A 24,944-nucleotide genomic window follows, 5' to 3' on the forward strand; every position below is an offset into this window, starting at 1 on the left:
CGTCAGGAACGAAGGGTGCGCAGGCCGGTGCGGATTTCGCTGACCAGGATCTCGGGCTGTTCCAAGGCCGCGAAGTGCCCGCCCTTGTCGGCCTCGCCGTAGTGGATCAGATTGCTGTAGGTGTCCTCGATCCAGATTCGCGGCAGGCGTGGGATGTCCTTCGGGAAGACGGTCACCGCGACCGGAAGCGTCAGCTTCGGGCCGGCGAGAGTGCCCGACCTGTTCTCCCAGTAGATGCGGCCGGACGACGCCGCGCTGTTGGTGAACCAGTACAGGGATATCGCGTCGAGCATGTCGTCCATGCTGAGGACGTCCTCGGCGAGCCCGTCGTTGTCGGTCTTGGACTGGAACTTCTCGTAGATCCAGGCCGCCTGACCGGCGGGAGAGTCCGCCAGGGCGAACCCGACGGTCTCCGGCTTGGTGCCCTGAAGGTGGTTCGACCCACCGAGCTCGCCGGTGTAGAGGGCGAGGGTCTCCACGGCGTGGCGCTGTTCGGGCGACAGGGTGTCGGGGATCTGCGCGGGAAAGGCGTACTGGGTGTTCAGATGAATTCCGAGAAGGCCCTCAGGTCGCATGGCCCCGAGGGCGGTGGTGACGACGGCACCCCAATCGCCGCCCTGCGCGGCCCATCTCGTGTAGCCGAGACGCTTCATCAGCTCCACCCACGCGCTCGCGATGCGCGGTACGGTCCACCCGGTCTCCGTGGGCTTCTGGGAGAACCCGAACCCGGGGAGCGACGGGACGACGACGTCGAATGAATCGGCGGCGTCTCCTCCGAACGAGACCGGATCGGTCAGCGGGCCGATCAGCTTCAGGAACTCGACGATCGAGCCCGGCCATCCGTGCGTGAGTATCAGCGGCATCGCGTGGGGAGTCTTGGACCTGACGTGGATGAAGTGGATGTCCAGCCCGTCGATCTCGGTCAGGAATTGGGGGAAGCGATTGAGCGCGGACTCGAAGCGCCGCCAGTCGTAGCCGCGCTGCCAGTGGTCGACCAGAGATCTGGCGTTCTCTAAGCGAACCCCTTGCGACCAGTCGCCCACCGTCTCCTGATCCGGCCATCGGGTTCCGGCGAGTCGCCGCTTCAGGTCGTCGATCTCCGAATCCGAGATCGAGACGGTGAACGGGCGGACGAGGGTCGAGGTCGGCTGCGCCGGTGCGGTCATTGCCTTTTCTCCTGAGCTTCGAAGCACAACTCTTCGTTGCACACTGGTGTGCAATCTACTTCATTGCACACCAGTGTGCAACAATGGTGCCGTGCCCACCGAGTCCTCCCGTGTGCGCTCGATGAACGAGACACGCGATCGCATCCTCGACGTCGCCCTCGCTGTGCTGGGAGAGAACCCCGACGCCGGAATGGGCGACATTGCCTCCGCCGTCGGCGTCGTCCGTCGCACGGTCTACGGCCATTTCCCCTCGCGCCTCGACCTGGTCCGGACGCTCACGGAACGGGCCGTCACCGAGATGACAGCCGTGCTCACCGAGGTCAACGCCTCCGACGCGGAAGCGGACGCGACGTGGGTCGAGTTCGTCGCCCGCCTCTGGCCGGTGGCGCACCGGTACCGGGTGCTGCTGGCGCTGCGCCGCGGCGAGTACGGGGAGGCGATCCACGGCCTGCTCGGGCCGGTCGACGAGCTCCTCGCCGACCTCGTGAAACGGGGCCAGGACAGCGACGTGTTCGCGCGGCACCTACCGGCGGGCGTTCTGAGCCAGGTCGCCTACGGCGTCGTGTTCGCCATCGCGGACAGCGACCTGTCGAACGGGGCCCTCGGCGCCCGAGCAGCGACGATCACGAGCCTGCTGATGCTGGGAGTTCCCGAGACGCGCGCAATCGCTCTCGTGGACGACCAGCCCTGACCCGCGGCACCCGAGCGGAGCCTTGGATCGTCCTGCTCCGGACACGACATCGACACCGCACCCCGCCAAGAATCCGGTGAGAACAATGTGCCTCACCTGTGGCCGGTGACGGCCGTGAACAGGCCCGGCTGAGCGGGGTCCTCGGCGAACCGGGCGCCGTACCGCGCGGCCCGGTCCGTCAGGGCGAACGGCCGCCCGCCCGCGTCGGTGATCCGCATCGTCCCGGCGCGACCTGCGGCGGTGAAGGCGACCTCCAGGTACCAGGCGTACCTGTGCCGGGCGGCGGAGAATTCCACGTTCAGGGTGATCCTCTCGTTGAGGTCCAGGTCGATGTTCTTCCCCGGGAAGTACGGCCGGCCGCCCAGCAGCAGGACCGGCGGCCCGGCTCCCAGCTCCACCTCCATGAGCAGCGGGTCGACCGGCCCGGCCCCGTACACGCAGCACTGGAGATAGGTCCCTGACAGGGCTTCGCCCCGCTCCACCACGACGGGCCGGATGCCGGTGATCCGGACGCCGCCCCTCCCGCGTCCTTCGAGGACCACGACCATGCGGAGCACGCCCACCGGCACCGCTCCCTGGGCGGTGAGATATCCGGGAACGCTGTCGCCGGGGACCGTCCGATCGGGCGAGACGAAGAACGCCCCGGGCAGCGCGTACCCGCCCAGGCTCTCGGAGCTCGCCACGACCGCGCTGACCGGGTCGCCGCCGACGGCCTCGACCAGCGGGGCGCCCGCCTGCGACACCAGCGCCGCCACGACCCCGGCGAGCGCGGTGCCGAGCGTCGCGACCAGCCAGACCAGGGGGCGGCGCGCCTGCCGCTTCAGGCGGTCCCACCGCGACGAGGGCGGCGCGGGTGCGTGGACCCGCCGGGCGGGGCGCGGGGTGCGGGCGTTCATGGACGCGCCCTGAGGTTCCGGACCACGGAGCGTGGCGCGAGGTTGCGGGCCGTGGAGCGTGGCGCGAGGTTGCGGGCCGTGGGACGTGTCCGCCGCGTCGGCGGCCCGCTCACCGGCACCGTCCGGTAAGCCGTGACCCGCGTGAAAGTTCCGATGATCACGCGGTCGCGCGTGACCGCGAGAAGCTCGGCGGAGGGCATCGAGGTCGCGAAAAACCCGAGCGGGCGGCCGGTCGACGGGTCGAACCCCCACAGCCGCACAGGCGAGGGGAAGGCGGTGAAGCTGGTGAGGGTGTAGACAGTGCCGCCGTATGCGACGAGCGCGCCGGGCTGCTCCTCCGGCCGGCCGTCGTACCAGCCGGCGCCGCCGTGCCGGGACACGGCCCGCATGACGGGCATGTGGCGCAGGTCGTCGTAGCCGATGACCACGCTGTCCTCGTTCACCGCGAACCGGCATCGCGAGTAGCAGACCAGCCCTGCCGCGTCCTGGTCGAGAAGGCGCTCGCCGCCGCGTTCGAAGACCCCGAGGGCGGAGACGCCGTGCGCCGCGATCACCCCCGACTCCACCAGCACGGCCGGCTCATAGCTCTTCTCGATGGACAGGTCGGACCTCAGATCCGGGCCGCTCCGGAGCAGGGACTCCAGATTGCGCTGCCACAGCGGCCGTCCCGTGGCCGGATCCATGACGACCAGCCGGAAGCGGAAGCGGTCGCACAGCAGCAACGCCGCGGCGGTGGTCCGGTCGGCCGCGATCCCGTAACCCCAGTAGGCGCACCCCGGCGGCAGCGGGCGGCGCCACGCCGTACGTCCCGTGCGGGCGTCGACCGCGGTGAGCTCGGCCGCCGTGGTGCCCACCAGGACCAGCCCGCCGGCCGCCACGGCGTGGGTGGCGAGGTCGAAGGGACGGGTGTAGGACATCCGCCACAGCGGCCGTCCCGTGACCAGGTCCAGCGCCGCGAGACCGTGCCTGGCGACGGCCTCGGGCGAGCCGAGCGCGTACTCGGTCACCGCCACCCCGGGCGTGAGCAGGATCGACGGGTCGGCCCCCGTCCGCCGCCGCCAGCGGACCTGCCCTGTTCCGGCGTCCCGCGCCACGACGGTGCCGGAGCTCTCCGCCGTCAGGACGAGCGAGGTGCCGGGATCGTAGGCGAACGCGAATCCGCCCCACCGCCCGTGCCAGACCTCGACCAGCCGGCCCGGCACAGGGCCCCGCTGAACGGGCCCGGCCCGAACGGGCTCACGCGGGACTGGCCCGCGTGAGCCGGGCGCGGCGCCGAGGCCACCGGAGGAGGTGGCCGACACGGCCAGGACGCATGCCAGCGCGCCGAGCGCGATCCGGCGACCCTTCATCTAGCCATTGTGGGGCGGCCACGGGGCGCGCAGGAGGGATCGGCGTGGACGGTCTGAAACTCGTCAGATCGTCACGGTCGCCGGGGCTCCCCCCGTCCCGGTGCCGCCTCGGAGTTTCGCGTTGACGGTCGACAGCTCTCCGGTCCGGCTGAGATGCCCCGCGGCCGCGGCGTAGCCGCTCCGGAGGTCGTCGCGGCAGTGCATGACGTACATCAGCCAGAGGATCGCCACCGAGACCTGGAGCGGCGGGTACAGGTACGCGGCCGGAGCGCTGGCCAGCGTGGCCAGCCCCGAGCCGACGGTGATCCGGTCGTTGAACGTCTTCTGCGCGTCCCCGGCCGCCAGGGAGTACAGGCTGATCTCGCCGGCGGCGTCGGCGAGGGTCCTGTTCGGGGCGACGACGTCGGTGGCCACGAAACCGCGGAAGGTGTCACCGGCCTCGCCCTTCAGGTTCTCGCCCGAGACGCCGGCCGCGTGGTGGACGCCGTCCGCGTGCTCGGTCAGGCCGTCCCTGAGCTGGGCGGCGGCCCTGCCGCGCTGCGCCCACACGTCCGGGTCGCGGACGTTGTCCTGCACGATGATCGTCGCGGCCAACGTGACGAGGCCGCTTCCGACGAGGCCGCCGACCGACATCAGCGCGGATCCTCCGAGCCTCGCGCCCCTGTAGTACCCCGCCACCGACCCGATGAGCGCGGAGATCTGCACCATGTCGGCCCCCAGGCGGGGGGCCAGCGGCCTCTGCTCGTCCTCGCCGGGGCCTTCGGCCAGAACCGCCGGCACCGCGCCGGGCCCTTCGGCCAGGGTCGTCGTCGCGCCGGTGGTCGCGTCCTCGGCCTGGCCGTAGCGGTAGGCCATGGTCTGGACCTTCAGGGTCGTGCCGGGGTGACCGGCGCTCAGCAGGCCGGCCGCCGTCACGGCCTGCGCCGACTGCTCGTCGATCCGCAACCGGGAGTCGCCGGCCGCCTCGGGGAAGTCCTCCGGCCGAGGATGCAGCTCCTCGAAGGTGCGGAAGAATCCGTTCACGTCAGGTTGCCGTGCGGAATAGTCCTGATGTAGATCCTTCAGCCCGCTGTAGTCGACGAAGAATCCGTCCACTGACGCCCTCCGAGATCGTTGCCACCCGTTTTCCGCATCCTTGCAGACCGGCCGAAGATCCCTGCGGGTTCTCAGCAATTCTCAGCATGATCACAGGCGCGGGGGCTCATGCTCCCCGGGAGACGCCGTCCCATCGTGCCGAGGAGTACAGATGAGAAGCCTGCCCGCCGGCCGTACGACGATGCCGCCGCCGGGCGGGCGGTGGCCGTCGTGGGCGGGTTACGCCGCGAAGCGTTCGGCGGGTACGGCTGCGCCCTCGCCGTCGCCGCGGTGTCGTACCAGCTCCGGAGCCGCCCGGTGTGCGCCCCCCTCGGCGCGTCCGACGAGGAAGGGCCGGTCAGGCGCTGATCAACCGGGAGGGTCCTCGCCGACGAGGCCGTCGACGGACTCGCGGATGAGGTCGGCGTGCCCGACGTGGCGCGCGTACTCCTCGATGACGTCGATCATCAGGCGCCGGAGGCTGGGTGACTCGCCGCGGGAGGTGGTGAACGCCGCGAGCCGTCCCATGTCGCCCTCGGCCACCGCCTGCCGCACGTTGGCGCGGGAGCGCGCCACGGCGTCCCGCCAGAGTCCCGTCAGCCGCTCGGGGGTGTCCTCGGCGGCCGAGCGCCACTCCCAGCCGGGTTCGGCGTCCCAGTCGACGGTGTTCCACGGCGGCCCGGGGTCGAGCCCGAGCAGCCGCACGGAGAAGTACTCGACCTCGACCAGGGCCAGGTGTTTCAGCAGCCCGCCAAGGGTGATCGACGAGGCGCCGACCGTCGCCCGCAGGCCGTCCGCGTCCAGTCCCCCGCACTTCCACGCGAACGTCCTGCGCTGGCGTTCCAGGGAACCCACCAGCGTGTCGATCTCGTCCCCCGCGACCGGCGGCTCCAGCAGGGCCGGCTCGTTGTTCTCGCTCATGGTGGAGCAGGCTACGGCCTGCCGCCGACAATTCTCCCCCGGGCCCACGCCGCCCCCGGGTGTCAGCACTTCCTCGCGGGGCGGGGCTCGCGCGCCTAGCATGCTGTGGTGCTGCTCTCCCTGCAGATCCCCATCGTGGACGTCCGCCCGCTCCTCCACGCGGACACCGGCCGGGACGAGCTGCCGATGTTCCCCCATCCCGAACGGGTCTTCTCGCGGACCTCCGCGCAGCACCACCGCTCCAGCTTCGTCGCCGGGGTGGGCCCGGTGCGGCCGAGGCTCAAGGGCGGCACGGGTCCCTGGGCCAGCGAGGGCTACTACGTCGACGTCAATTCCCTGATCCGTATCCGGACCGTTCCCCCCGGCGCGAAAACCTCGCGGCACCCGCCCGGCCGATCACCACGGCCGGTCTACCGCAACTTCCACACCGACGGCGTCGTCGGCCGCCTGGAGATCGGGTTCGGATACCAGCAGTACCGCACCAGGGGCCACCACGCCCTGGCCGTCGAGGAGACGGCGGTGCTGGACGCGCCCAGCCACTTGCGAGGCGGCACGCGGGAGGTCCCGCTCATGGAGCTGGGGCCGCTCTTCGCCGGCCACCTGCTCGCCTCGACCACGCGTGGCGACCCGAAGAGCTGGTGGGTCCAGGCCGGGCCGCCGGCCATCATCACCGAGTTCACACCCGCCGACGTCGCGCACCCGCGCTACCCGGGCACGGTCCCCGAACAACTGACCTACCGGTGGCGCAGGCACAAAGGCGTGCGCCTGCTCGACTGGCACATCGACCACGGCGGCACCTCCTCCGGCGACATCCGCCGCCTGCGGATCCACCTCTCGCGGCTGCACTCCGACTTCGCCGCGTTCGGCGCGATCCTCGCCCTGTGCCAGGCCGGCTCCCTGGACCCCTTCCATCCCCCGCTCGAGCGGTACCTCATCCGGACGGCCGGCCTGCTGAACCGCCCGGCCAGGCACGGCTTCCACCAGGCGGGACTGCTGGCCGTGGCCCTGGCGCCCATGCAGGACGTCTACGCCGGCGTCCTGGAGTCGCTCGCCTACCTGCGCGAGTCGACCGGAAACCCCGTGCTCCGCAAGCGGCTCACCGACCTCCAGGCCTCGCTGGGATCGGCCGAGGGCACCTTCATCCTCAAGGACCTGGTGATCAACGTGAACGAGACCAACATCTCCGGCGGAACGGTCGGCGCCGTCAGCACCGGAGCCGGAGACGCCCACGGCGCCGTCAGCACCGGATCGGGCAGCGCTCAGGGCCACGTCGGCGGCGCCGGACCCGACATCGGCCCCCTGCTGGAGGCGCTCACCGCGGAAGTGGCCAGGCTCCGCCCGCACCTGCCCGGCGAGGACGCCTCCCTGGCGGAGGACACCGTCGACGGCGTCAAGCGCGAACTGGACCTCCCGGAGGAGAAGCGGGACAAGGAACGCCTCACGACGCGGTTCTCCCGCCTGCTGTCCCTCGCGTCGACCGCCGGAGCGGCCGGCACCGCCGTGGCCGGGGCCATCGAGGCACTGCGGGCCGCCCTCGGCGGTTAGGGATCGGGACGCGCCGCGACACCGATCAGGCCAGAGGGCCTGGAAAGGACTTATCCCTGGGCTTGCCAGAGGACCCGCGACCCGATCCACCACAGGCGGCATTGGCCCGAAGCCCTCCCACCCCAAGTCTAGGCGGCATCCGCACGGAAATGACAGGGCGCGTTGTCCCGTACGGGTGGGATATCCGGCGGCATGACTCGGGGCGCGCCGAGGGTGTTCGCGTCCGTACGGGCTCGGGGGTCATGGTGTCCCGCAGCGGGTGCGCAGGGTGGTGGCACCGTCTCCTTCCAGGTCGTCGCAGTACGCCGTGCGCCCGGCCATCGCCATCGTCAGGGCCAGCGTGGTGCCGGACACCAGCGGCCCGGAGCCGGTGGTGAAGGGCCCGTCGGTCGCGACGAGCCGCAGGCCGGCGATCCGGCCCTTCGCGGGGAGCATGAGGTCGGAGCCCTGGTAGTACTCGGCCACGCGGGTGACCGCGTCGACCGGGCGGGCGTGGCGGATGCCCAGCGGGCGCCGGATGTCCTCCCCGTGCACGATCGTCTCGCCGAGCATGGCCACGACCGGGATGGGGGGTTTGGTGGTGCTCGTGATGACGCGGCGGAACCCCTCCATCGTCTCGGCCCCGGTCGCGCCGAGGTGCTCGGCCAGCCGCATGGCCACCTGCCTGTCGAAGTCGAACCGGCAGCGGATCACGCCGGCCAGCCACCGCACGGCGGTGAGGCTCGCGCCCGCGGTGAGGTGCGCGAGCACCTCGCGCACCGTCAGCCCCGCGCACAGGGACGGCGTCTCCCACCGCTCACCGGTCAGGGGCGCGAGGTCGGCCGCCAGGGCCGCACGCTCGGCGTGCACCAGCGGCCAGACGCCGGCCGCGCGGTGCGGGCCGGCCTTCGGTGCGGTCTCGGTCATATCTGACGATCTCCTGACACGGGTCGTGGTGGGGCGTTTGGGGTCGTCGGGTCATCGCGGTCATCGCGGTCATCGCGGTCGTCGGGGTCGTCGGGGTCGTCAGGGTCGTTGGGGCCGTCAGGAGCTCAGCAGGCCGACGGGGTTGCCGTCGGGGTCGGCGAAGGCGGCGATCCGGCCGGTGGGCGTGTCGGTGGGCTCCATGACGCGGGTGCCGCCGAGCTTCTCCGCCGACGCCAGTGCGGCGTCGACGTCGTCGACCCGGAAGTAGGCGACGAACCCGGTGTATGGGCTGCCGGGGCCGGCGTGGCCGATGCCGCCCGCCGGCCGGCCGTGATCGTCGCCGACCAGCGCGTAGGTCTCGTCGATGACGTTCACCGGCCAGCCGAACATCTCCTGGTAGAAGCGCCGCGCTCGCGGGGCGTCGGGGGTGGAGATGTCGAACCACGCGGGCGTGTGAGGGTGTTCGTTCGACGTCATGGTGCGTCCTCCTGGCAGGGCCGATAGTGGGGCGGTCAAAGGTGGGACTGATGCCATGGGGCAGAATCGTCGCTTGTGAGCGAAATTCCCTTGGTGAACTCGGACGCGGTGGCGGAGCCCACCGAGGACGACCTCACCCAGGCATTCGCCGAGGACACCGGCCCGGCCCGGGAACGCGACAGGAACGGCGACAGGGACGGCGACCTCACCGGGGACGAGGACCTCGCCCGCACCCGTGACCTGTCCCAGGCGCCCGCCGAGGCGGACGATCTCGTCCGGGCGCGCGGCGGGGACGGTGCCGCGTTCACCCGGCTGGTGGAACCGCTGCGCCGTGAGCTGCACGCCCATTGTTACCGCATGCTCGGTTCGACCCACGACGCCGACGACGCCCTGCAGGACGCCCTGCTGCGGGCATGGCGGGGGCTCGCGCGCTTCGAGGGGCGCGGCTCGCTACGTTCGTGGCTCTACACCGTGGCCACCCGCACCTGCCTGGACCTGGTCAAGACGCACGGCAGGCGGGCGCTGCCCGTCGACCTCGGCCCGTCCAGCGACCGCGCCGTGCTCGACGACAACGCCCCGCTGAACGACATCGCCTGGCTCGGCCCCTACCCCGACGCGGGCCTCCCCGACGGCCCGGCCGGCCCGGACGCGCGCTACGAGCAGCGGGAGGCCGTCGAGCTCGCCTTCGTGGCCGCCCTGCAGCACCTGCCGGGCAACCAGCGGGCGGCGCTCCTGCTGTTCGAGGTCCTCGGCTTCTCCGCCGCCGAAATCGCCACCACCATGAACACCTCCACCACGTCGGTGAACAGTGCCCTGGCGCGCGCCCGCAAGATCGTGGCGGACCGGGTCCCCGCCGTGACCCAGCAGCGGACGCTGCGGAAGCTGGGCGACGCGCGCCTGCGGGAGATCGTCATCGGGTTCTCCTCCGCGCTGGAACGCGGCGACGCCGACGCCCTGGTCGCGCTGCTGACCGAGGACGTCACCTGGTCGATGCCGCCGCTGGCGCACTGGTACCGCGGCCTCGAAGCCGTCACCGACTTCGCCGTGCAGGTCCCGATAACGCGGTGCCCGAGCTGGCGGTACATCCCGACCAGCGCGAACGGGCAACCGGCCGTGGGGTTCTACGTGGGGGAAGACGCCTCAAGCCCGCACGTCGCGTGGGGCGTCAACGTGCTGACCCTGCGCGGCGAGCACATCTCCGAGATCACCTCGTTCATCGGAACCGGCCACTTCCCGCCCTTCGGGCTGCCCGCCTCACTGCCCTGACCGGCGAGCGCGCGCCATCGACCTGACGGGCGGCCCGGACGACTCTCATGGCCCGGACGGCTCTCACGGCTCTTACGGCGGGCCGGACGACGCCGTCCGGCCCGCCCCTCACGATCGGCGCGTGGAAGGCGCCCCCGCCCGGGGCCGCGTTCCGGCGGGTGCCCTAGCGCGGCGGTCGCGGGCTCATCCTGGCCGCGTACGGGCACGGCGGTGTCGAGAACACCACGCCGTCCAGGAAGTTGCCCACCCCCTGGTTCCCGCCCGCGGCCGACACCGACTCGAAGGCGAAGCGTGTGGTGGTCTGTCCCGGCGGGACGATGTACAGGCCGGTGTAGCGGCCCCAGGCGATGTCGCCGTCGGAGATGTCGGGCGAGGCGGCCCCGGTCGGGATCTGGGCCACGGTCGCGCCGGGCGCGCCGATGAGCACCCGCATCACGTCGATCCCCAGGCGGCCGCGGTGGTTCAGCGACCAGGTCATCGTCGTCCCCGGGACGGTGGGCAGGTCCTGGTAGAGCGTGGAGGCCTGGTTGGCGTTCAGCTCGGCGAACTGCTGACCGTCGGACGCCGGGACGGCGACGCGCCCGCCGCCGGTCTGGCCGCTGTGCCAGAACTCCAGCTTGTGGTCGGTGGCGGTGGTGAGCCAGCCGACGGCCGGGTTGGTGGAGGCGTCGGGGATGGCGCTGTCGATCGCGGTCACGGGCGGCGTCTCGAAACTGCCGTTGATCAGGTTGACCGGTGCGGGGTCACAGGCGATGGCGACGGAGACCGTGGCGGTGCTGGTACCGCAGGCGGTGGTCACGGTGTAGGTGAAGGCGTCGGCGCCGGCCGCCCCCGGGGCGGGGGTGTAGATCACGTCGCCGCCGGAGATCGTCGCGGTGCCCTTGCCTGGCCGGGTGACGCCACTGATCGTCGGCGCGGTCGCGATGTCGTTGGCCAGGACGGATATGTTGATCGCCTTGCCCTGCTTGGTGATGGCGGTGTCGTCGACGGCCCTGGTGGGTGAGATGGACTGCCCGCTGACGATCTGGATCGGTGCGGCGGGCGCGTTCCCTTCGAGCAGGCCCGGCGCGGCGACGACGCTGCTGATCGCGCTCGGCCGGATGGTCATGCTCCCGCCGGTGGTGCCCTGCCTGACCTGGAAGGTGATCACCTTCGGGGACGGGTCGGTCTTGACGCCCTGGGAGGTGATCGACAGGCTGGTGCCGCTGATGGTGCCGGTCCCCGACTGGCCGACGACGTCGGCGCTGGCCAGCAGCGACGACAGGTCCCACGTGGTGGTGTAGCGGGTGACCAGCAGCGGCCACTGGGCCGTGCGGTGCGTCAGCGTGACGGTGAAGGTGGTGCCCGGCGTGACCTGCCCGCCCCACAGGGCCGGCGAGGTGTCCACCGACACCGCCCCGCTGCCCAGCTTCATGCCGAAGGCGTTCTTCCAGTAGTAGGCGACGGGGTAGGCCGCCTGCCCTTGCCGGACGCAAGGTGGAGCGGCGGCCCGCGTGACGGCCTGCCGCGCGGCGGCGGCCGCGCCCGTACCGGCCGCCACCTGCGCCACCGACGCGGCCGGCAGCACCAGCAGGGCGCAGGCCAGCGCGACGCGCGCGGATCTGGATCGTTGTGACATCAACCTGAACTCCCAATTCCGTCGTAAGGGGACGTCCTTGTAGATCAATTCACAACGAACATTACTGTCTGTGATCACTCCACTACGCCAGGCGTGCACGAGATCTCCGTGTCGAGGCCCGCGGCAGTGTCAGGTGGACGAGGACGATACGCCGGTCGGAGGTGGGCCGAGGGTCAGGGGACGAGGACGATGCGCCGGTCGGAGGTGGGCCGAGTGACCCAGGCCTGTTCCACCTGGCGCAGCGGGATGGTCACGGGATCAACCGCCAGGGTGCCGGAGGCGATCTTCTCAACGAGGGAGGGCAGTTCGGCGACGATGCCGGCGGTGGTCACCGAGCCCTGGCCGCTGCCCAGGATGTTCAGGTTCCCCGCGCGCAGCAGGAACGACGGCAGGGTGATGTCCTGGCCGGCCATGGAGCCGATCTGCACCCAGAACAGGGCCGCGGAACGGTCGGTGCGGGCGGTCAGCAGCGCGGGCATGGCCTGTTGGGCGGGCCTGCCCCACAGGTAGTCGATGACGACGTCGACGTCCCCGGCGGCCTGCCCGAGCCGGCGGGCGACGTCCTCGTCGTCCCCGTCCAGGCTGACCACCTCGTCGGCCCCGAGGTCCTTCAGCGCGGCGAGACGCCCGGCGTCGCGGCCGGCGCCGATCACGCGGGCGGCGCCGAGGTGCCCGGCGATCTGGACGGCGAGCCGCCCCGCGTTGCCGGTGGCGCCCATGACCAGCACGGAGCCACCGGGCCGGAGGCTGACCCGGCGGCGCAGCGCCACCCAGGAGGACATGCCGGGGTTCATGGCCGCGGCGACGGCGACCGGGTCGGTGCCGTCCGGCAGGGCGAGCGCCCGGCGGCGGTCGACGACGGCCTTCTCGGCCATGGTGCCCAGCGCGGTGTCCTGGGCGACGAAGTAGAGCAGTTCGCCGTCGGGGGTGCGGCCGACCCCGTCGATGCCGGGGATCAGGGGCAGGGTGCCGTCGGAGGTGTAGTGACCGCCGTCCGCGCCCGAGCGCACCCTCGGATGCAACCCGGCCGCCAGAACATCGACCAGCACCTCGTACTCCCCCGAGGCGACGGGCGTCGGGAAGGCGTCGAAGCGGGGCGGTTCATCGAAAGAACGTACAACTGCGGCATGCATGAGGAATCTCCTGTCTCTTCCCCGCGCCGCCGACGGCGACAGCCACGAGGATCGGGTACCGCCGCCACCTGATCCACAGACAGTCCCGAAGGCGAAACCGCCCCCATCCGCCTGCACCGGCGGCGCGAAAATGACTGCCCCCGCCATCCGTCCACGACGAAGACACGCGGTATGCGCGGTGGCGCGAGAGCGGGTACCTCGCCAGCTGGTTTGTAGCGAAAGCGGATGGTAGGTCGGATGCCCTCGCCGTTTGGTTCAGGGTGGGGGCGTGGGGGTGGCGCGAGGAGCATCTGGTTTGTGGCGCGTACTACTCTTCAATGTAGTTTGTGCCGCGTACTAGGTCAAGTAGGCTGGCCTCATGACCACCGCTTCCCCGCCGACCGGTCCAGCCCGCGACGCCCCCCTGAACACGGTGGACGCCCTGGTACAGCTGTCCTTCCTGGTCCAGGGCATCCTGGCCGCCATCGGTGCCGAGCACGACCTGTCGATCATCCAGATCAGGCTGCTGGGCATCCTGCGCGACCGGCGGCCCGGCATGCTCGAACTCGGCGGCTACCTCGGCCTGGACAAGTCCTCCATGACCGGCCTGGTCGGCCGAGCCGAGAAGCGCGGCCTGGTACAACGATCGCCGTCCCCTCACGACGGCCGCGCCGTCCTGGTCTCCCTCACCCCATTCGGCAGGCGGCTCACCGAACAGTGCGGCGCCGAGATCGGCCGCCGCGTCACCGAACTCGCCGGGAGCCTCACCGACACCCAGGTAACCCAGCTCACCCACCTGGCCACCAGGCTCGTACACGCCCAATCCCGCCCCCCGGCCCTCCCCACCGACTGACCACCCACCGCCAGAATGCCCGCCAACCTCGGGACAGCCGCGAGAGCACCGGACCCGCGGACAGCCGCCCACCGCCAGGATGCCGGAACTGGATTCAGGGCGCCGGGATCATGGACAACCGCCCGCAGCCAGGGCCCGGACTGAATTCGGCCGCCCGCCGACGGGGTGTCCGGGCCGGGGTCAGGCGCTCGCCGATAGGGCGGTGGGGTCGGGGTCAGGCGGTCGTTGCCGCGCGTTCTGCGGCGGTGATCGCGTTGCGGAACAGCATGGCGACAGTGGTCGGGCCCACGCCGCCGACGCGGGGCGTGATCGCGCCCGCGACGCTCTCGACCGACTCGTCCACGTCCGGTAGCAGGCGGCGGCCCTCGTAGCGGACCCCGCCGCCGACGACGACCGCGCCGGGCTTGACGTGCTCGGGCTGGATGATGCCGGGCACGCCCGCCGCGGCTATGAGGATGTCGGCTCGCTGGGTGTAACGCGCCCAGTCGGGCACACCGGTGTGGACCACCGTGACGGCGGCGTTCGCGGTCGGGCGCTTCTGGCTGAGCAGCATGGCGAGGGGCCTTCCCAGGGTGGCGCCCCGGCCCAGGATGACGACCTCACGCCCGGACACCGGGATGTCGTAGTACGCGAGCAGGGCCTCGATGCCCGCCGGCGTACACGGCAGGGGGCCGGGCATGCCGAGGGCCAGGCGGCCCATGTTGAGCGGGTGCATGCCGTCCACGTCCTTGTCCGGGTCCATGGCCTGCAGTGCGGCGTCGTAGTCGAGATGGCGCGGCACCGGGTACTGCACCAGCACCCCGTGCACCGCCGGGTCGTCGTTGCACGCGGTGATGGCGGCGTGCAGGTCGGCCTGGGTGGCGTCGGCGGGCAGGTGGGTGTGCGGCGAGTCGAAGCCGAGTTCGGCGGCCTGGCGCTGCTTGATACGGATGTATCCGGCGCTGGCGTCGTCGTCACCGACGAGGATGGTGGCCAGGGACGGGGTGACGCCCTTCTTGGTGAGTACGGCGGCGCGGGCGGCCACGTCGTTGAGTACGCTCTCGGCGACCGGGCCGCCGGGCAGCATGCGTGCGCTGGACATACGTCTCCTCGCGGAGTGGTCGCCCAGGCGGTCGGCTTCCACGACGAGCTCCCCGATGGTCGATTCCATCCCCTTGCCGCCAGTCGCACTCCCTCTAGGATGCCGCATCCAAGGACCCACCCACCCCAGGAACCGGCCCTCGGGGAAACACGAACCCGGGTGGACAGACCCCGGATGGACCCGGACCCAGATGGACATGACCCGGTCGACGCGAACCCAGGCGGACACGACCCCAGGTCGACGCGGACCCAGGTCGACGCGGAGCCAGATGGATACGACCCCGGGTAGACGGGGCGCCCGGCGTAGGCCGGACGAACCCCTGACCTCAGATGTCCGTCAAATCGGATCAAGCCCAGCCCGCTGACTGGACACGCTCCCACGACCACCACATCGCTTCCCCGGACCCACCACACACCCTGACTTAGGAGCACCCACCGCACACCACGGCGCTGCCGCACCACGCGCGGTCTCAGGCCGCCGCACAGCATGCCTGGTCTCGGGTCAGCGCGCATCACATCGGGTCTCAGGTCACCTCGCACTGGCGCGGTCCCGGGCGGGGCGATCTTGGTGGGTGGGGGGTCTGACGTTCTTGTCCTACCCCTTCTGACCGTTCCATTGACAGGTGACCCGGCTGATCGTAGCCTCAAGCCACTGTTAGTAAACTTTCTTAAGGAAAGGCTCTTCGGTGGCCCGAGGGCTCCCGCCGTCCCACAACAGCGCAGAGGAACGGCCGCCCATCGGCGCGTACACGATGGCAGGCCACCGCAGCGGCGGCCATCACCACTTTCGGCATCAGTCACCCCCCACCGCTGAAGGATCCCCTGTGCCCAGAAAACTCGTGAAACGCTTCCTCGCCGCGCTCTTCGGCATCACCGTCGCGGCCTCCGTCGGCCTGGCCACCGGTCCCGCCGGCAACGCCGCCACCAAGCAGGCCGCCGCCGCCCCGTTCAAGGTGCTCGCCTTCTACAACGGCACCTGGGACGCCGCGCACATCGACTTCGACAAGGAAGCCAAAGACTGGTTCCCCGCCGCCGCCGCCCAGAACGGCTTCACCTGGGAGGCGACGACCGACTGGAGCCGCCTCAGCGCCTCGGGCCTGTCGCAGTACAAGGTCATCATGTTCCTGGACGACCTCCCGCCCGCGAGCGCGCGCGCCGCGTTCCAGACCTACATGCAGAACGGCGGGGCGTGGATGGGCTTCCACGTCAGCGCGTTCACCACCGACCCGAACTCCTGGAGCTGGTACCACAACACCTTCCTGGGCTCGGGCGCGTTCCAGACCAACACCTGGGGGCCGACCGCCGAAACCCTGAAGATCGAGGATCGCGGCCACCCGTCCACGGCGGGACTGCCGGCCACCATCCAGTCCTCGGTCAGCGAGTGGTACTCCTGGAGCCGCGACCTGCGGCAGAACCCCGACATCGACATCCTGGCCTCGATCGACCAATCCAGCTTCCCGGTCGGCACCGACCCGAACCAGCAGTGGCGCAGCGGCTACTACCCGCTGATGTGGACCAACACCAAGTACAAGATGCTGTACGCCAACTTCGGTCACAACGACATGAACTACTCCACCAACACGCGCACGTCGTCGACGTTCGCGAGCGCCCAGCAGAACCAGTGGCTGATCAACGGCCTGCTGTGGCTGGGCGGCGGAGGCGGCACCACGCCTCCCCCGACCGACCCGATCTCCTCGACGACCTGGTACTCGGTCATCAACAAGACCAGCGGCAAGTGCATCGACGCCCGCGCCGCCGGCACGACCAACGGGACCGCGATCCAGCAGTACGCCTGTAACGCGACCAACGCCCAGCAGTACCAGTTCGCGCCGACCAGCGGGGGCTTCGTCCGCGTCAACAACCGCGGCAACAGCGCCCAGGCGCTCGACGTGACCAACGTGTCGACCGCCGACAACGCCCCGATCCAGACCTGGACCTACGGCGGCGGCAACAACCAGCAGTGGCAGCCGGTGTCCGAGGGCGGCGGCTACTACCACTTCGTCAACCGCAACAGCGGCAAGTGCCTCGACGTCCCCGCCGCGTCGACCGCCGACGGGGTGCAACTCGTCCAGTACGCGTGCAACGGCACGGCGGCCCAGTCCTACCGCCTGACCGCCCAAAGCTGACCCTGACAGTCCGAAGCCGAGCCTGACCGCCCAAGGCCAAGCTTGACCGCCCGAGCTGAGACTGGCCGGCCAAAGCTGAGGCTGACCGGCCAAAGCTGGGACTGGCCGGCCAAAGCTGGGACTGGCCGGCCAAAGCTGGGACTGGCCGGCCAAAGCTGAGCCGACCACCCCACCGGCAAAGCGGGGGCGGCGGACGCGCCAGAGCACTCCGGCGCCACCCCGCCCCCGCGACACTCCGGCACTCAGCACTCAACGTGGTCCACCGGGACGACCGACGTAGCCAGACGATCTAGGTCGCCCAGAGCCCGCGGCCCCCCGGCATCCTCCGAACGGCCGCCGTCACCCCGTGCCCGAGCCCGCGGGGGCGGGGGACGTTGTTCGGTCACTTGCCGCGCATCACCGCCGGCTCGTGGCGGCGGAGCATGCGGGCCACCAGGAAGGCGCTGACGACCGACAGGACGGCCAGGGCGCTCATGTCCAGGAACCAGGTGCCGAAGTCCTGGCTCCACAGGGGGTCCGGCGGGTCCTGGACGTGCGGGATGAGCTGCCCCACGTCGAGCGTGCCGGCCAGCGCGGCCAGCGCCCAGCGGGCCGGGACGAGCCAGGAGATCTGCTCCATCACCGGCTTGCCGTCCAGGTGGACGAGCGCCCCGCAGAAGACGAGCTGGATCAGCGTCACCAGCACCAGCAGCGGCATGGTCATCTCGCTGGTCTTGACCAGCGCGGAGATGAGCAGGCCGACGGTCATCGCGGTGAACGACAACAGCGCCACGGCGAGCGAGAGCTCGGTGATCGGCGCCGTGAACACCCCCTTGTCGTAGGTCTCGACGTTCAGCATGGCCACGTAGGTCAGCACGACGCCCTGGGCGACGGTGATCACACCGAGCACGAGCAGCTTCGAACAGAGGTAGGCCGATCTGGACAGCCCCACCGCCCGTTCTCGCTGGTAGATGGCGCGTTCCTTCACCAGTTCGCGCACGGCGTTGGCCGAGCCGGTGAGACAGCCGCCGATGCACAGGATCAGCAGCAGGTTCGCCGCGTTGCCGTTGCTGTTCGGTGGCCCCTTCAGGTCACCGGTCGGGACGACGCGGGCCAGCAGGCCCATGATGATCGGCAGGGCGATGGTGAGCCCGAGGAACAGCCGGTCGGCGACGATGCCACGGCAGTAGCGGCGCACCAGCGTACTGAGCTGCTCCGGCCAGCTCTGCTGTTTCTGCGGCGCCTCCCGCTGGACGGGGCGCCCGACCGAGACCGGTTCGATCATGTCGGCCGCGATGTACTTCTGGTACGGCGCGGACCGCGCGTACTCGCCGGCCCAGTCCCTGGACTGGTCGTCGAACGCCAGGAACACGTCCGCCCAGTCGGTGAAGCCGAGGAACGGCAACGCCTCATCGGGCGGGCCGAAGTAGGCGATCTTGCCGCCAGGCGCCATCACCAGCAGCCGGTCACAGATGTCCAGGTTGGCGACGCTGTGGGTGACGACGGCGACCGTGCGGCCGTCGTCGGACAGGCCCCGCAGCATCTGCATCACCGACTTGTCCAGCCCCGGGTCGAGGCCGGACGTCGGCTCGTCGAGGAACAGCAGCGACGGTTTGGTCAGCAGCTCCAGCGCGACGCTGACCCGCTTTCGCTGGCCACCCGACAGCGAGGAGATGCGGTTGTCCTTGCGGTTCTCGAGGCCGAGCTGCCGCAGGACCTCGTCGACGCGTTCCTTGCGCTCGTGCTGCCGGGTGTCGTCGGGGAAGCGCAGCTCGGCGGCGTAGACGAGGGCGCGGCGCACGGTGAGCTGGGTGTGCAGGATGTCGTCCTGCGGCACGAGCCCGATGCGCGAGCGCAGCTCGGCGTAGTCGCGGTACAGGTTCCGCCCGTCGTAGGTGACCACACCCTGGTCGGCGGGACGCAGCCCGGTGAGCGCGCGCAGCAGGGTGGACTTGCCCGACCCGCTGGGGCCGATGATCGCCAGCAGGCACTTCTCGCCGACCGGGAACGTCACGTGGTCCAGCAGCACCTTGCCCCGGCCCACCGTGACCGTGAGGTCGTGCGCCTGGAGGCACACCTCGCCGGTGTCGGCGTACTCCGTGAGCGTGTCGCCCACGAGGCGGAACGTCGACGGCCCGATGCCGACGAGGTCGTCGGGGGTGATGCGGGCACGCTCGACGCGCACGCCGTTGACGTAGGTGCCGATGCGGCTGCCCACGTCGACGATTTCGTGGACGCCGTCGGCGATGCGGAGCTCGGCGTGCCGCCGGGACACCCGCAGGTCGGTGACGACCATGTCGTTCTCGGGCGCCCGGCCGATGCGCACGACCTGCGCGCCGGTGAGGTTCCTGACGGCGGCGGGTTTGGTCCACTGCCCCCTGCGGCGGATGCGGACCGTGGGCGTCGAGTGCATCTCGGGCGGGGCGCCTCCGTGCGCGGGAGGCGCCGCCACCCGCGCCGGGACCGGCTGGTACGCACCCCCGTACCCGGGCCCCGGCCCCTGGCCCGGCGGTCCCTGGGTCGGCAACCCCTGCCCAGGCGGGCCCTGACCCGGCCGTACTTGAGGTGGCAGGCCCTGGCCCGGTAGACCCTGCACGGGCGGACCTTGACCCAGCGGACCTTGACCCAGCGGACCCTGGCCCGGCGGCACGGGTCCAGGCGGTCCTTGTGCAGGGGGGCCCTGGCGTGGCGGGGCCTGACCCGGCCAGGCGTGTCCGGGCGGGATCGTGCCCGGCCGGCCCTGCACTGGAGTCGTGACCGGCGGGGGCGCCGGGGCCTGGTGGGAAACCGTGCGGAAGGTGATGACTCCGCCCTCGGTCGCGTGGCCGAGGCCGATCTCGGTGCCGGGGCCGACGACGACGACCTGGACGCGGCGGCCCCGCTCGTAGGTGCCGTTCCGGCTGCCCGCGTCCGTGAGGACCCACTGGCCGCCGTCGAACCGGAGCGTGGCGTGCGTACGCGAGACGCGGTCGGCGTTGACGACGAGATCCGCGTTCGGATCGCGGCCCAGCCGATAGGAACGGCCCGGATCGAGGGTCACAGATGCGCCATGGCCTTCGACAACAAGCTGCGTCACGAGAACGCCTTTCGAACGGGGGGACGAGACGTGAGGTGAGTCTCTCATCGCTGGGCCTCGAACAGTTGACCGTAGAGGCGAACCTGTGGACAAGGCAACGCGCCGCCCGGGGTTTTCCACAGGCCACGTACCTGCGAGTGCCGTCCGAGGGCCTCAACGCGGCCGGCGGAAGGGGTGCCGAACCCGGGCGGCCCAGGTGTTTTCCCAGGTGCGCGCCGGGAACAAACCTAATATGCGACCAAAACCGGATATTTCGGTCACCGTGACTCCCTGCGAGGACGGGCCGCTGCTGGTCAGAGGTCTGTTCACGCTGCTGACTCAGGACGGTGCCGTCATCGACCCCGGCCGGGCCACGGTGGCACTGTGCCGCTGCGGCAGGTCCTCGTCCAAGCCGTTCTGCGACGGCTCCCACAAGCGGGCCGGTTTCCGGGCCTCCAGCAAGCCCGACGTGGCCGCCTGAGAAGACGCCCTCAGGTGCCGGACCGAGTGCGCGGCGGTGGGGATCCGGCGCCCGGCGTACCAGGCGCCTCCGCGCAGCAACCGGTCCGCCAGCGCCAGCCAGCCGCAGACGGCCCGCTCCGCCAGCCACACCGGGGCGAACAACGCGGCCGTCACGGGGAACACCCGCCGCCCGCCGGCCCTGCGGCGGCCGATCTCGGCCAGCCCGACCGCCAGCCCCGCCGTCACGCCGGCACCAGCCAGCACCATCCCGACGCGCCGCCGTAGCAACCCGGCGGCCACAGCGGGCCCCAGGGCGAGGAAGAAGGCCATCCGGAGTGGTTGCGCGAGGTCGTCGTAGGCCTGGCGCACGCGCTGGGACCAGAAGCGGCGCGGGTCGGGCGGCAGGCGGCGCACATAGAGATCCAGCGGACACACCTCACGACCACCGTGGGCGCGGACCGTGCGAATGAGTTCGAGATTCTCGAACAACACGTCCCCGTCATAACCGCCCATTCTCAAGAACATGGAACGGCGCACACCAAACGTCCCTGGATAGTCCGCCCCGAAACCGCGGTTGAGCAGGCTGCGGGCACTGTCCCAGCGGGCGTGCCAGGGCATCGGGTCGAAGTGGTTCTGCGGCCGGACCAGGTCGGCCCGCTCCAGCAGGGCATCGACGCGGGCCAGCTCCTCCGCGCCATAGCGGACGTCGTCGTCGGCGATGACGACGTGCTCGGCGCGGGCCAGCCGCAACCCGGTGACCACCCCGTCGACCTTGCCGTTGGCGAAGCCGAGATCAGGGTCGGGACGCACGTGCAGCACCATGCCGTCCCACAGGCGCGCGTGCCGGGCGAACAGCGGGGCCGGGGAGCCGTCGACCACGATGACGGTGCGGACGACGCGCCACAGCCGGCGCAGGTAGGCGGTCAGCTCGTCCAAGCCGGAGTCGTCGCTCCAGCGCAGCGGCAGCACATAGTCCACCCCGGCGCCAGGGGCCGTCATCGCGTCCCCGCCATCACGTCCACCTCCAGCAGCGAGGAGGCGCCGCGCCGCCAGCGGCCCATGACGTGCTCGGCGAAGAGCCGGTCCAAAGTCAGGGCGCAGGCCGCGCCGTACAGCACCTCACCGGCGCGCGAGGGGAACCGGCTCGCGAACCCGCCGCACATGTCGTGCGCGGCGATCTGCTCGTGGACGGCGTCGGCCTGCACGTGCTCGTCGTAGAAACGCCGCGCCATGTCGTCGCCGCCCAGCCGCCGCAGACCGCGCCCGTACTGCTCGTTGGGGAAGGAGGAGGTCATCTCGAACGCGGCCAGGTGACCCAGCAGGGCTCCGAGGTGACGCCGGTGGAGCCCGAACAGCGACATGACGTTGGACACGGCCAGGGTGACCGCCGGGACCCGGTCGAGGTAGGCGCCGTAGGAGTCGTCCAGGCGCAGGTGGCGCATGGTGGTGCGGAACAACTCGGAATGCATCCGGGCGAGGTGCCCGCCGCCGTACTCGTCGGCCTGGATCTCGACCAGGGCCGCCTTGGGGCCGCCGCGCAGCCGCGGGATCGCCCAGGTGTGCGGGTCGGCCTCCTTGAGGTGGTAGATCGACCGGTGCGCGACGAACTCACGGAACTGGTCCAGGTCGGCCCGCCTGGCCAGGTAGGCCGCCAGGCACGGCCCGTCGGCGGCGGCCACCAGCTCCGCCAGGGCCTGGCGCATGGGCACGTGCGGCCGGAAGGACGGGCGCGGCACGGCCCGCGACAGGGCGTCCTCGAACCGCCGCTCCAGCACCTGCCTGACCGCCAGCAACGACGGCTCCCACTCCCACCCCTCGTCCACCCCGTCGAAGCCCTCGTAGTGCAGCTCGTAGCAGGTGAAGAGGGCGAGCTGGAGATCCTCGTCCGCGAGGGCCGACGTCCCGGTCGCCGGCGGTGGCGGGCCGACGGCGTGGGGCGGGCCAACGGTGTGGGGCGGGCGCCTGAGCCGTTCGGAGAGCAGGGCGGTGAGCGGGCCTCGCGGCGTCGGAAGCTGCATCACGATCTCCCATCGCGGCGGAACTCGGGCGAACGGGCCGGTGAAGAGCCGCGGGAGCGGTGTTCTCGGGGGCATATATATGGACATATCGAACATTCGTCCCCTGCGCCTCTGATGCCCTCCTCTGTCCCGGGCTAATCCCCCCACCAGGCGAACAGTCAGAAAGATCACGACCAAGGTGGCGAAGGACGCGAGGGGACCAGGGGGGAATGGCCGCCCGTCGGGGTCACGAGCCTGCCGGGCGCCAGGACGTGGGACCGACGTGCTCCGGAGTAGATTTGATCAAATCTGTCCCGCTTTGAGAGGAGCCCTCCGGCGCCATGGCCTCCATCCGCCACGAGATCGCCATCGACGCGTCCCCCGAGCACATCTGGGACGTCCTGCGCGACGTCGGCGCCGTACACGAGCGTCTGCTGCCCGGCCGCGTCACCGGCACCCGGCTGCAGGGCGACGAGCGGTTCCTGACCTTTCCCGACGGGCACGTGGTCCGTGAACTGATCGTCGCGATCGACGACGACGCCCGCCGCCTGGCCTACTCCGTCATCGAGGGCGCTCGGCCACCGGCCGAGCACCACCACGCCTCGTTCGAGGTCCAGCCCGACGGGGACGGGACGGGCCGCCTGATCTGGACCACCGACATCCTGCCGCACACCCTCGCCGGCGTGGTCCGCATCCGCGTCGAACGCGGCGCGCTGGAGATGAAGCAGGCGATCGAGGCGACGGCACACGACTGAGACCTCGACGGCGTCACAGGTGCCCGGACGGTCGGCGACGCCCGCTGTCGGATCAGGGGTCCGGACGGTCGGCGACGCCCGCCGCGGTGATCAGGAGTCCGTACGGTCGGCGGCGACCGCCGACCGCAGCGTCCCGATCACGACGGCGAGCTCGGCCAGCAGCCCGGACACCGTGGTCCGGTCGCCGCCGTTGATCGAGACGGCGCGCAGCTCCGCCGGCTTGGGCAGCCTCTCCATGATCTCGGGCAGCGAGCCGATCAGCTTGGACTGCAGGCTGGCCGCCGTCTCCTGGTTGTCGATCTCCGCCCGCACCCCCACGCGTTCCAGGTCGAGAAGCGCCCGCTCGTGGTCGGACCGCGCCCTGGAGCGGACCAGCTCCAGCTCGCCGTCGAGCTCCATGCGCTTGAGCCGTTGCTCCCGCTCGATCCTGAGCGTGCCGGTCTCGGCCTCCTCGGCGTGCCGCTCGCGCTCCATCCGCAGCGCGTGCCGGGTCGTCTCGGTCTCCAGCTCCGCCACCGCCCTGGCGTCGTCGTGCTCCCGCTGCGTGCGCCGCAGCCGCTCGGCGACCTCGGTGTCGAACTGCGACGCCTCGTTGCGCGCCCGCAGTTCGGCGAGCTCCCGCTCGTCCTCCAGGCGCTTGGTCTCCCTGAGCCGCTCGGTCGCCATCTCCCGCTGGGCGATGGCCTCCTCGGCCCGCAGCTCGGCCAGCCGGGCGATCTGACCCTGTTCGGCCCGGTAGGGCTTCTGCAGGTTCTCCCACAGCCGCGACGAGGTGACGACGGCCTCCTTGATCTGGACGGTGACGATGCGCAGGCCGAGCCCCTGGTCGCTGTCGCCCTCGCCCTCGGCCACCGCGCGCAGCCGGCCGGTCAGCTCCTCGATGATGGGTTGCTTGTCGCTGAGCACGTCGCGCACGCCCATGGTCGCGACCTTGTCCTTGATCGCCGCCTCGGCCTGCTCCCGCAGTTGCAGGTTCACCAGCCGCATCGGGTCCTCGGCGTCGCCGAAGTCCAGCTTGCGGTAGGCGATGGCGAAGTCCTGGATGATCCACTGGACGTAGCCCTGCACCAGTACGCCCTGGAGTTCCTGGCAGATGCAGTACGCATTGATCAGGATGGTCTGGGTGGCCCCGGGCACCACCAGGAACGAGTCGGTGGCGGGGGTGAAGCGGAACGACACGCCGAGCCCGATGTGCAGCGGTTTCTCCCGGCCGCGCCGGGTGTGCACCACGAACGCGTTGGGCGGTACGAGCACGTTCTTCCAGCGCCAGAAGCCGGTGATCCGCACGTCCACCGGCCCGGGAGCCGTCCTGTCGGGCTCGGCGCCGCCCATGACCCTCTCGCGCTTGGCCATCGGGCTCTGCCGCCTGGTCATCGGGCTCGCGGCGGGCGCCGCCGCGGCGGACGCGGCGGCGTTACGGCGCGCCTTGAGGTCGTCCTCCAGCACCGCCTGTTGCGCGACGACCTGATCCAGGTAGGTGTTGCTGCCTTTGCCGGCGGCGCTCATCGTCTTCTCCGTCTTCCTCGCGATCGCCGCCGAGTCTCGTCTACTCCGCCGAATGACCGCAAGCAATATGTACGGATCCGAGGATTTACGAAATAGAACGGCCGATGTAC

General features: G+C 71.1%; 21 protein-coding genes, 1 pseudogene and 1 riboswitch. Of the genes and pseudogenes, 8 read left to right on the forward strand and 14 right to left on the reverse strand.

Annotated elements, in window-relative coordinates; genetic code table 11:
* Positions 1 to 2: 2 nt before the first annotated feature.
* Positions 3 to 1,166 (reverse strand): epoxide hydrolase family protein, encoded by a 1,164-nt coding sequence (locus tag NYZ98_RS15975; RefSeq protein ID WP_262843567.1) that lies wholly within the window; start codon positions 1,164 to 1,166, stop codon positions 3 to 5.
* 121 nt (positions 1,167 to 1,287) lie between these two features.
* On the opposite strand from NYZ98_RS15975, the gene NYZ98_RS15980 reads away from it, so the two are divergent.
* Entirely contained in the window at positions 1,288 to 1,857 is a 570-nt protein-coding gene (locus tag NYZ98_RS15980; RefSeq protein WP_262843568.1) for a TetR/AcrR family transcriptional regulator, read from the forward strand.
* A gap of 92 nt (positions 1,858 to 1,949) precedes the next feature.
* On the opposite strand, the gene NYZ98_RS15985 is transcribed toward NYZ98_RS15980, so the two are convergent.
* The 3 genes from NYZ98_RS15985 to NYZ98_RS15995 form a co-directional block, all read right to left on the reverse strand.
* Entirely contained in the window at positions 1,950 to 2,753 is an 804-nt protein-coding gene (locus NYZ98_RS15985; protein WP_262843569.1) for a hypothetical protein, read from the reverse strand.
* The gene (locus NYZ98_RS15990) at positions 2,750 to 4,102 is read right to left on the reverse strand and encodes a PQQ-like beta-propeller repeat protein (RefSeq protein WP_262843570.1); all 1,353 of its coding nucleotides are present in this window, start codon (positions 4,100 to 4,102) and stop codon (positions 2,750 to 2,752) included. The genes NYZ98_RS15985 and NYZ98_RS15990 overlap by 4 nt, the downstream gene beginning before the upstream one ends.
* Before the next feature lie 63 nt (positions 4,103 to 4,165).
* Positions 4,166 to 5,197 carry a hypothetical protein gene (locus tag NYZ98_RS15995; protein ID WP_262843571.1) on the reverse strand — a complete coding sequence of 344 codons (1,032 nt, stop codon included), beginning with the start codon at positions 5,195 to 5,197 and terminating at the stop codon, positions 4,166 to 4,168.
* Between the two features lie 135 nt (positions 5,198 to 5,332).
* Between NYZ98_RS15995 and NYZ98_RS16000 the strand changes: the two genes are divergently transcribed.
* Entirely contained in the window at positions 5,333 to 5,545 is a 213-nt protein-coding gene (locus tag NYZ98_RS16000; protein WP_262843572.1) for a hypothetical protein, read from the forward strand.
* Here the strand turns inward: NYZ98_RS16000 and NYZ98_RS16005 are convergent, their stop codons facing one another.
* Positions 5,546 to 6,097: a DinB family protein gene (locus NYZ98_RS16005; RefSeq protein WP_262843573.1), complete on the reverse strand. Its 552-nt coding sequence runs from the start codon at positions 6,095 to 6,097 to the stop codon at positions 5,546 to 5,548.
* 108 nt (positions 6,098 to 6,205) lie between these two features.
* Here NYZ98_RS16005 and NYZ98_RS16010 point away from each other — a divergent pair, with 108 nt between their 5' ends.
* Positions 6,206 to 7,642 (forward strand): hypothetical protein, encoded by a 1,437-nt coding sequence (locus NYZ98_RS16010; protein ID WP_262843574.1) that lies wholly within the window; start codon positions 6,206 to 6,208, stop codon positions 7,640 to 7,642.
* 240 nt (positions 7,643 to 7,882) lie between these two features.
* Here NYZ98_RS16010 and NYZ98_RS16015 read toward each other — a convergent pair whose 3' ends face one another.
* Positions 7,883 to 8,548, reverse strand: coding sequence for a maleylpyruvate isomerase family mycothiol-dependent enzyme (locus tag NYZ98_RS16015; RefSeq protein ID WP_262843575.1), 666 nt, complete (start codon positions 8,546 to 8,548; stop codon positions 7,883 to 7,885).
* Positions 8,549 to 8,665: 117 nt separating this feature from the next.
* Positions 8,666 to 9,025: a VOC family protein gene (locus NYZ98_RS16020; RefSeq protein ID WP_262843576.1), complete on the reverse strand. Its 360-nt coding sequence runs from the start codon at positions 9,023 to 9,025 to the stop codon at positions 8,666 to 8,668.
* 93 nt (positions 9,026 to 9,118) lie between these two features.
* On the opposite strand from NYZ98_RS16020, the gene NYZ98_RS16025 reads away from it, so the two are divergent.
* Positions 9,119 to 10,291, forward strand: a complete 1,173-nt coding sequence (locus NYZ98_RS16025) for a sigma-70 family RNA polymerase sigma factor (RefSeq protein WP_262843577.1) — start codon at positions 9,119 to 9,121, stop codon at positions 10,289 to 10,291.
* 163 nt (positions 10,292 to 10,454) lie between these two features.
* Here NYZ98_RS16025 and NYZ98_RS16030 read toward each other — a convergent pair whose 3' ends face one another.
* Positions 10,455 to 11,909 (reverse strand): Ig-like domain-containing protein, encoded by a 1,455-nt coding sequence (locus NYZ98_RS16030; protein WP_262843578.1) that lies wholly within the window; start codon positions 11,907 to 11,909, stop codon positions 10,455 to 10,457.
* A gap of 173 nt (positions 11,910 to 12,082) precedes the next feature.
* On the reverse strand, positions 12,083 to 13,042 hold the full coding sequence (locus tag NYZ98_RS16035) for a quinone oxidoreductase family protein (RefSeq protein ID WP_262843579.1): 960 nt from the start codon (positions 13,040 to 13,042) through the stop codon (positions 12,083 to 12,085).
* Positions 13,043 to 13,400: 358 nt separating this feature from the next.
* Here NYZ98_RS16035 and NYZ98_RS16040 point away from each other — a divergent pair, with 358 nt between their 5' ends.
* A complete protein-coding gene (locus tag NYZ98_RS16040; protein WP_262843580.1) occupies positions 13,401 to 13,874 on the forward strand; it encodes a MarR family winged helix-turn-helix transcriptional regulator in 474 nt (157 codons plus the stop codon).
* A gap of 214 nt (positions 13,875 to 14,088) precedes the next feature.
* Here the strand turns inward: NYZ98_RS16040 and NYZ98_RS16045 are convergent, their stop codons facing one another.
* Positions 14,089 to 14,955 (reverse strand): bifunctional 5,10-methylenetetrahydrofolate dehydrogenase/5,10-methenyltetrahydrofolate cyclohydrolase, encoded by an 867-nt coding sequence (locus NYZ98_RS16045; RefSeq protein ID WP_262843581.1) that lies wholly within the window; start codon positions 14,953 to 14,955, stop codon positions 14,089 to 14,091.
* Positions 14,956 to 14,969: 14 nt separating this feature from the next.
* A riboswitch (ZMP/ZTP riboswitch) is annotated at positions 14,970 to 15,052 on the reverse strand.
* A 726-nt stretch (positions 15,053 to 15,778) separates the two neighbouring features.
* On the opposite strand from NYZ98_RS16045, the gene NYZ98_RS16050 reads away from it, so the two are divergent.
* The gene (locus NYZ98_RS16050; RefSeq protein WP_262843582.1) at positions 15,779 to 17,080 is read left to right on the forward strand and encodes an RICIN domain-containing protein; all 1,302 of its coding nucleotides are present in this window, start codon (positions 15,779 to 15,781) and stop codon (positions 17,078 to 17,080) included.
* Between the two features lie 382 nt (positions 17,081 to 17,462).
* Here the strand turns inward: NYZ98_RS16050 and NYZ98_RS16055 are convergent, their stop codons facing one another.
* Entirely contained in the window at positions 17,463 to 20,099 is a 2,637-nt protein-coding gene (locus NYZ98_RS16055) for an FHA domain-containing protein (RefSeq protein ID WP_262843583.1), read from the reverse strand.
* Between the two features lie 268 nt (positions 20,100 to 20,367).
* On the opposite strand from NYZ98_RS16055, the pseudogene NYZ98_RS16060 reads away from it, so the two are divergent.
* Positions 20,368 to 20,490 (forward strand): annotated as a pseudogene (locus NYZ98_RS16060) (hypothetical protein); the annotation flags it as partial.
* Here NYZ98_RS16060 and NYZ98_RS16065 read toward each other — a convergent pair.
* Positions 20,454 to 21,575: a glycosyltransferase gene (locus NYZ98_RS16065; RefSeq protein ID WP_262843584.1), complete on the reverse strand. Its 1,122-nt coding sequence runs from the start codon at positions 21,573 to 21,575 to the stop codon at positions 20,454 to 20,456. The pseudogene NYZ98_RS16060 and the gene NYZ98_RS16065 overlap by 37 nt on opposite strands.
* Positions 21,572 to 22,594: an iron-containing redox enzyme family protein gene (locus tag NYZ98_RS16070; RefSeq protein WP_262843585.1), complete on the reverse strand. Its 1,023-nt coding sequence runs from the start codon at positions 22,592 to 22,594 to the stop codon at positions 21,572 to 21,574. The genes NYZ98_RS16065 and NYZ98_RS16070 overlap by 4 nt, the downstream gene beginning before the upstream one ends.
* A 320-nt stretch (positions 22,595 to 22,914) precedes the next feature.
* Here NYZ98_RS16070 and NYZ98_RS16075 point away from each other — a divergent pair, with 320 nt between their 5' ends.
* A complete protein-coding gene (locus NYZ98_RS16075) occupies positions 22,915 to 23,328 on the forward strand; it encodes an SRPBCC family protein (protein ID WP_262843586.1) in 414 nt (137 codons plus the stop codon).
* Positions 23,329 to 23,418: 90 nt separating this feature from the next.
* Here NYZ98_RS16075 and NYZ98_RS16080 read toward each other — a convergent pair whose 3' ends face one another.
* Positions 23,419 to 24,834 carry an SPFH domain-containing protein gene (locus NYZ98_RS16080; protein WP_262843587.1) on the reverse strand — a complete coding sequence of 472 codons (1,416 nt, stop codon included), beginning with the start codon at positions 24,832 to 24,834 and terminating at the stop codon, positions 23,419 to 23,421.
* Positions 24,835 to 24,944 lie beyond the last annotated feature (110 nt).

Source organism: Sphaerisporangium corydalis (genome assembly GCF_025506355.1).
GTDB lineage: Bacteria > Actinomycetota > Actinomycetes > Streptosporangiales > Streptosporangiaceae > Sphaerisporangium > Sphaerisporangium corydalis.

Coding starts and splice junctions, on each gene's coding strand:
- NYZ98_RS16020 (WP_262843576.1), bottom strand. CDS start 9,025: ATGACGTCGAACGAACACCCTCACACGCCCGCGTGGTTCGACATCTCC.
- NYZ98_RS16005 (WP_262843573.1), bottom strand. CDS start 6,097: ATGAGCGAGAACAACGAGCCGGCCCTGCTGGAGCCGCCGGTCGCGGGG.
- NYZ98_RS16075 (WP_262843586.1), top strand. CDS start 22,915: ATGGCCTCCATCCGCCACGAGATCGCCATCGACGCGTCCCCCGAGCAC.
- NYZ98_RS16080 (WP_262843587.1), bottom strand. CDS start 24,834: ATGAGCGCCGCCGGCAAAGGCAGCAACACCTACCTGGATCAGGTCGTC.
- NYZ98_RS16070 (WP_262843585.1), bottom strand. CDS start 22,594: ATGCAGCTTCCGACGCCGCGAGGCCCGCTCACCGCCCTGCTCTCCGAA.
- NYZ98_RS15990 (WP_262843570.1), bottom strand. CDS start 4,102: ATGAAGGGTCGCCGGATCGCGCTCGGCGCGCTGGCATGCGTCCTGGCC.
- NYZ98_RS16035 (WP_262843579.1), bottom strand. CDS start 13,042: ATGCATGCCGCAGTTGTACGTTCTTTCGATGAACCGCCCCGCTTCGAC.
- NYZ98_RS16030 (WP_262843578.1), bottom strand. CDS start 11,909: ATGTCACAACGATCCAGATCCGCGCGCGTCGCGCTGGCCTGCGCCCTG.
- NYZ98_RS16065 (WP_262843584.1), bottom strand. CDS start 21,575: ATGACGGCCCCTGGCGCCGGGGTGGACTATGTGCTGCCGCTGCGCTGG.
- NYZ98_RS15980 (WP_262843568.1), top strand. CDS start 1,288: ATGAACGAGACACGCGATCGCATCCTCGACGTCGCCCTCGCTGTGCTG.
- NYZ98_RS16045 (WP_262843581.1), bottom strand. CDS start 14,955: ATGTCCAGCGCACGCATGCTGCCCGGCGGCCCGGTCGCCGAGAGCGTA.
- NYZ98_RS16015 (WP_262843575.1), bottom strand. CDS start 8,548: ATGACCGAGACCGCACCGAAGGCCGGCCCGCACCGCGCGGCCGGCGTC.
- NYZ98_RS16040 (WP_262843580.1), top strand. CDS start 13,401: ATGACCACCGCTTCCCCGCCGACCGGTCCAGCCCGCGACGCCCCCCTG.
- NYZ98_RS15985 (WP_262843569.1), bottom strand. CDS start 2,753: ATGAACGCCCGCACCCCGCGCCCCGCCCGGCGGGTCCACGCACCCGCG.
- NYZ98_RS15975 (WP_262843567.1), bottom strand. CDS start 1,166: ATGACCGCACCGGCGCAGCCGACCTCGACCCTCGTCCGCCCGTTCACC.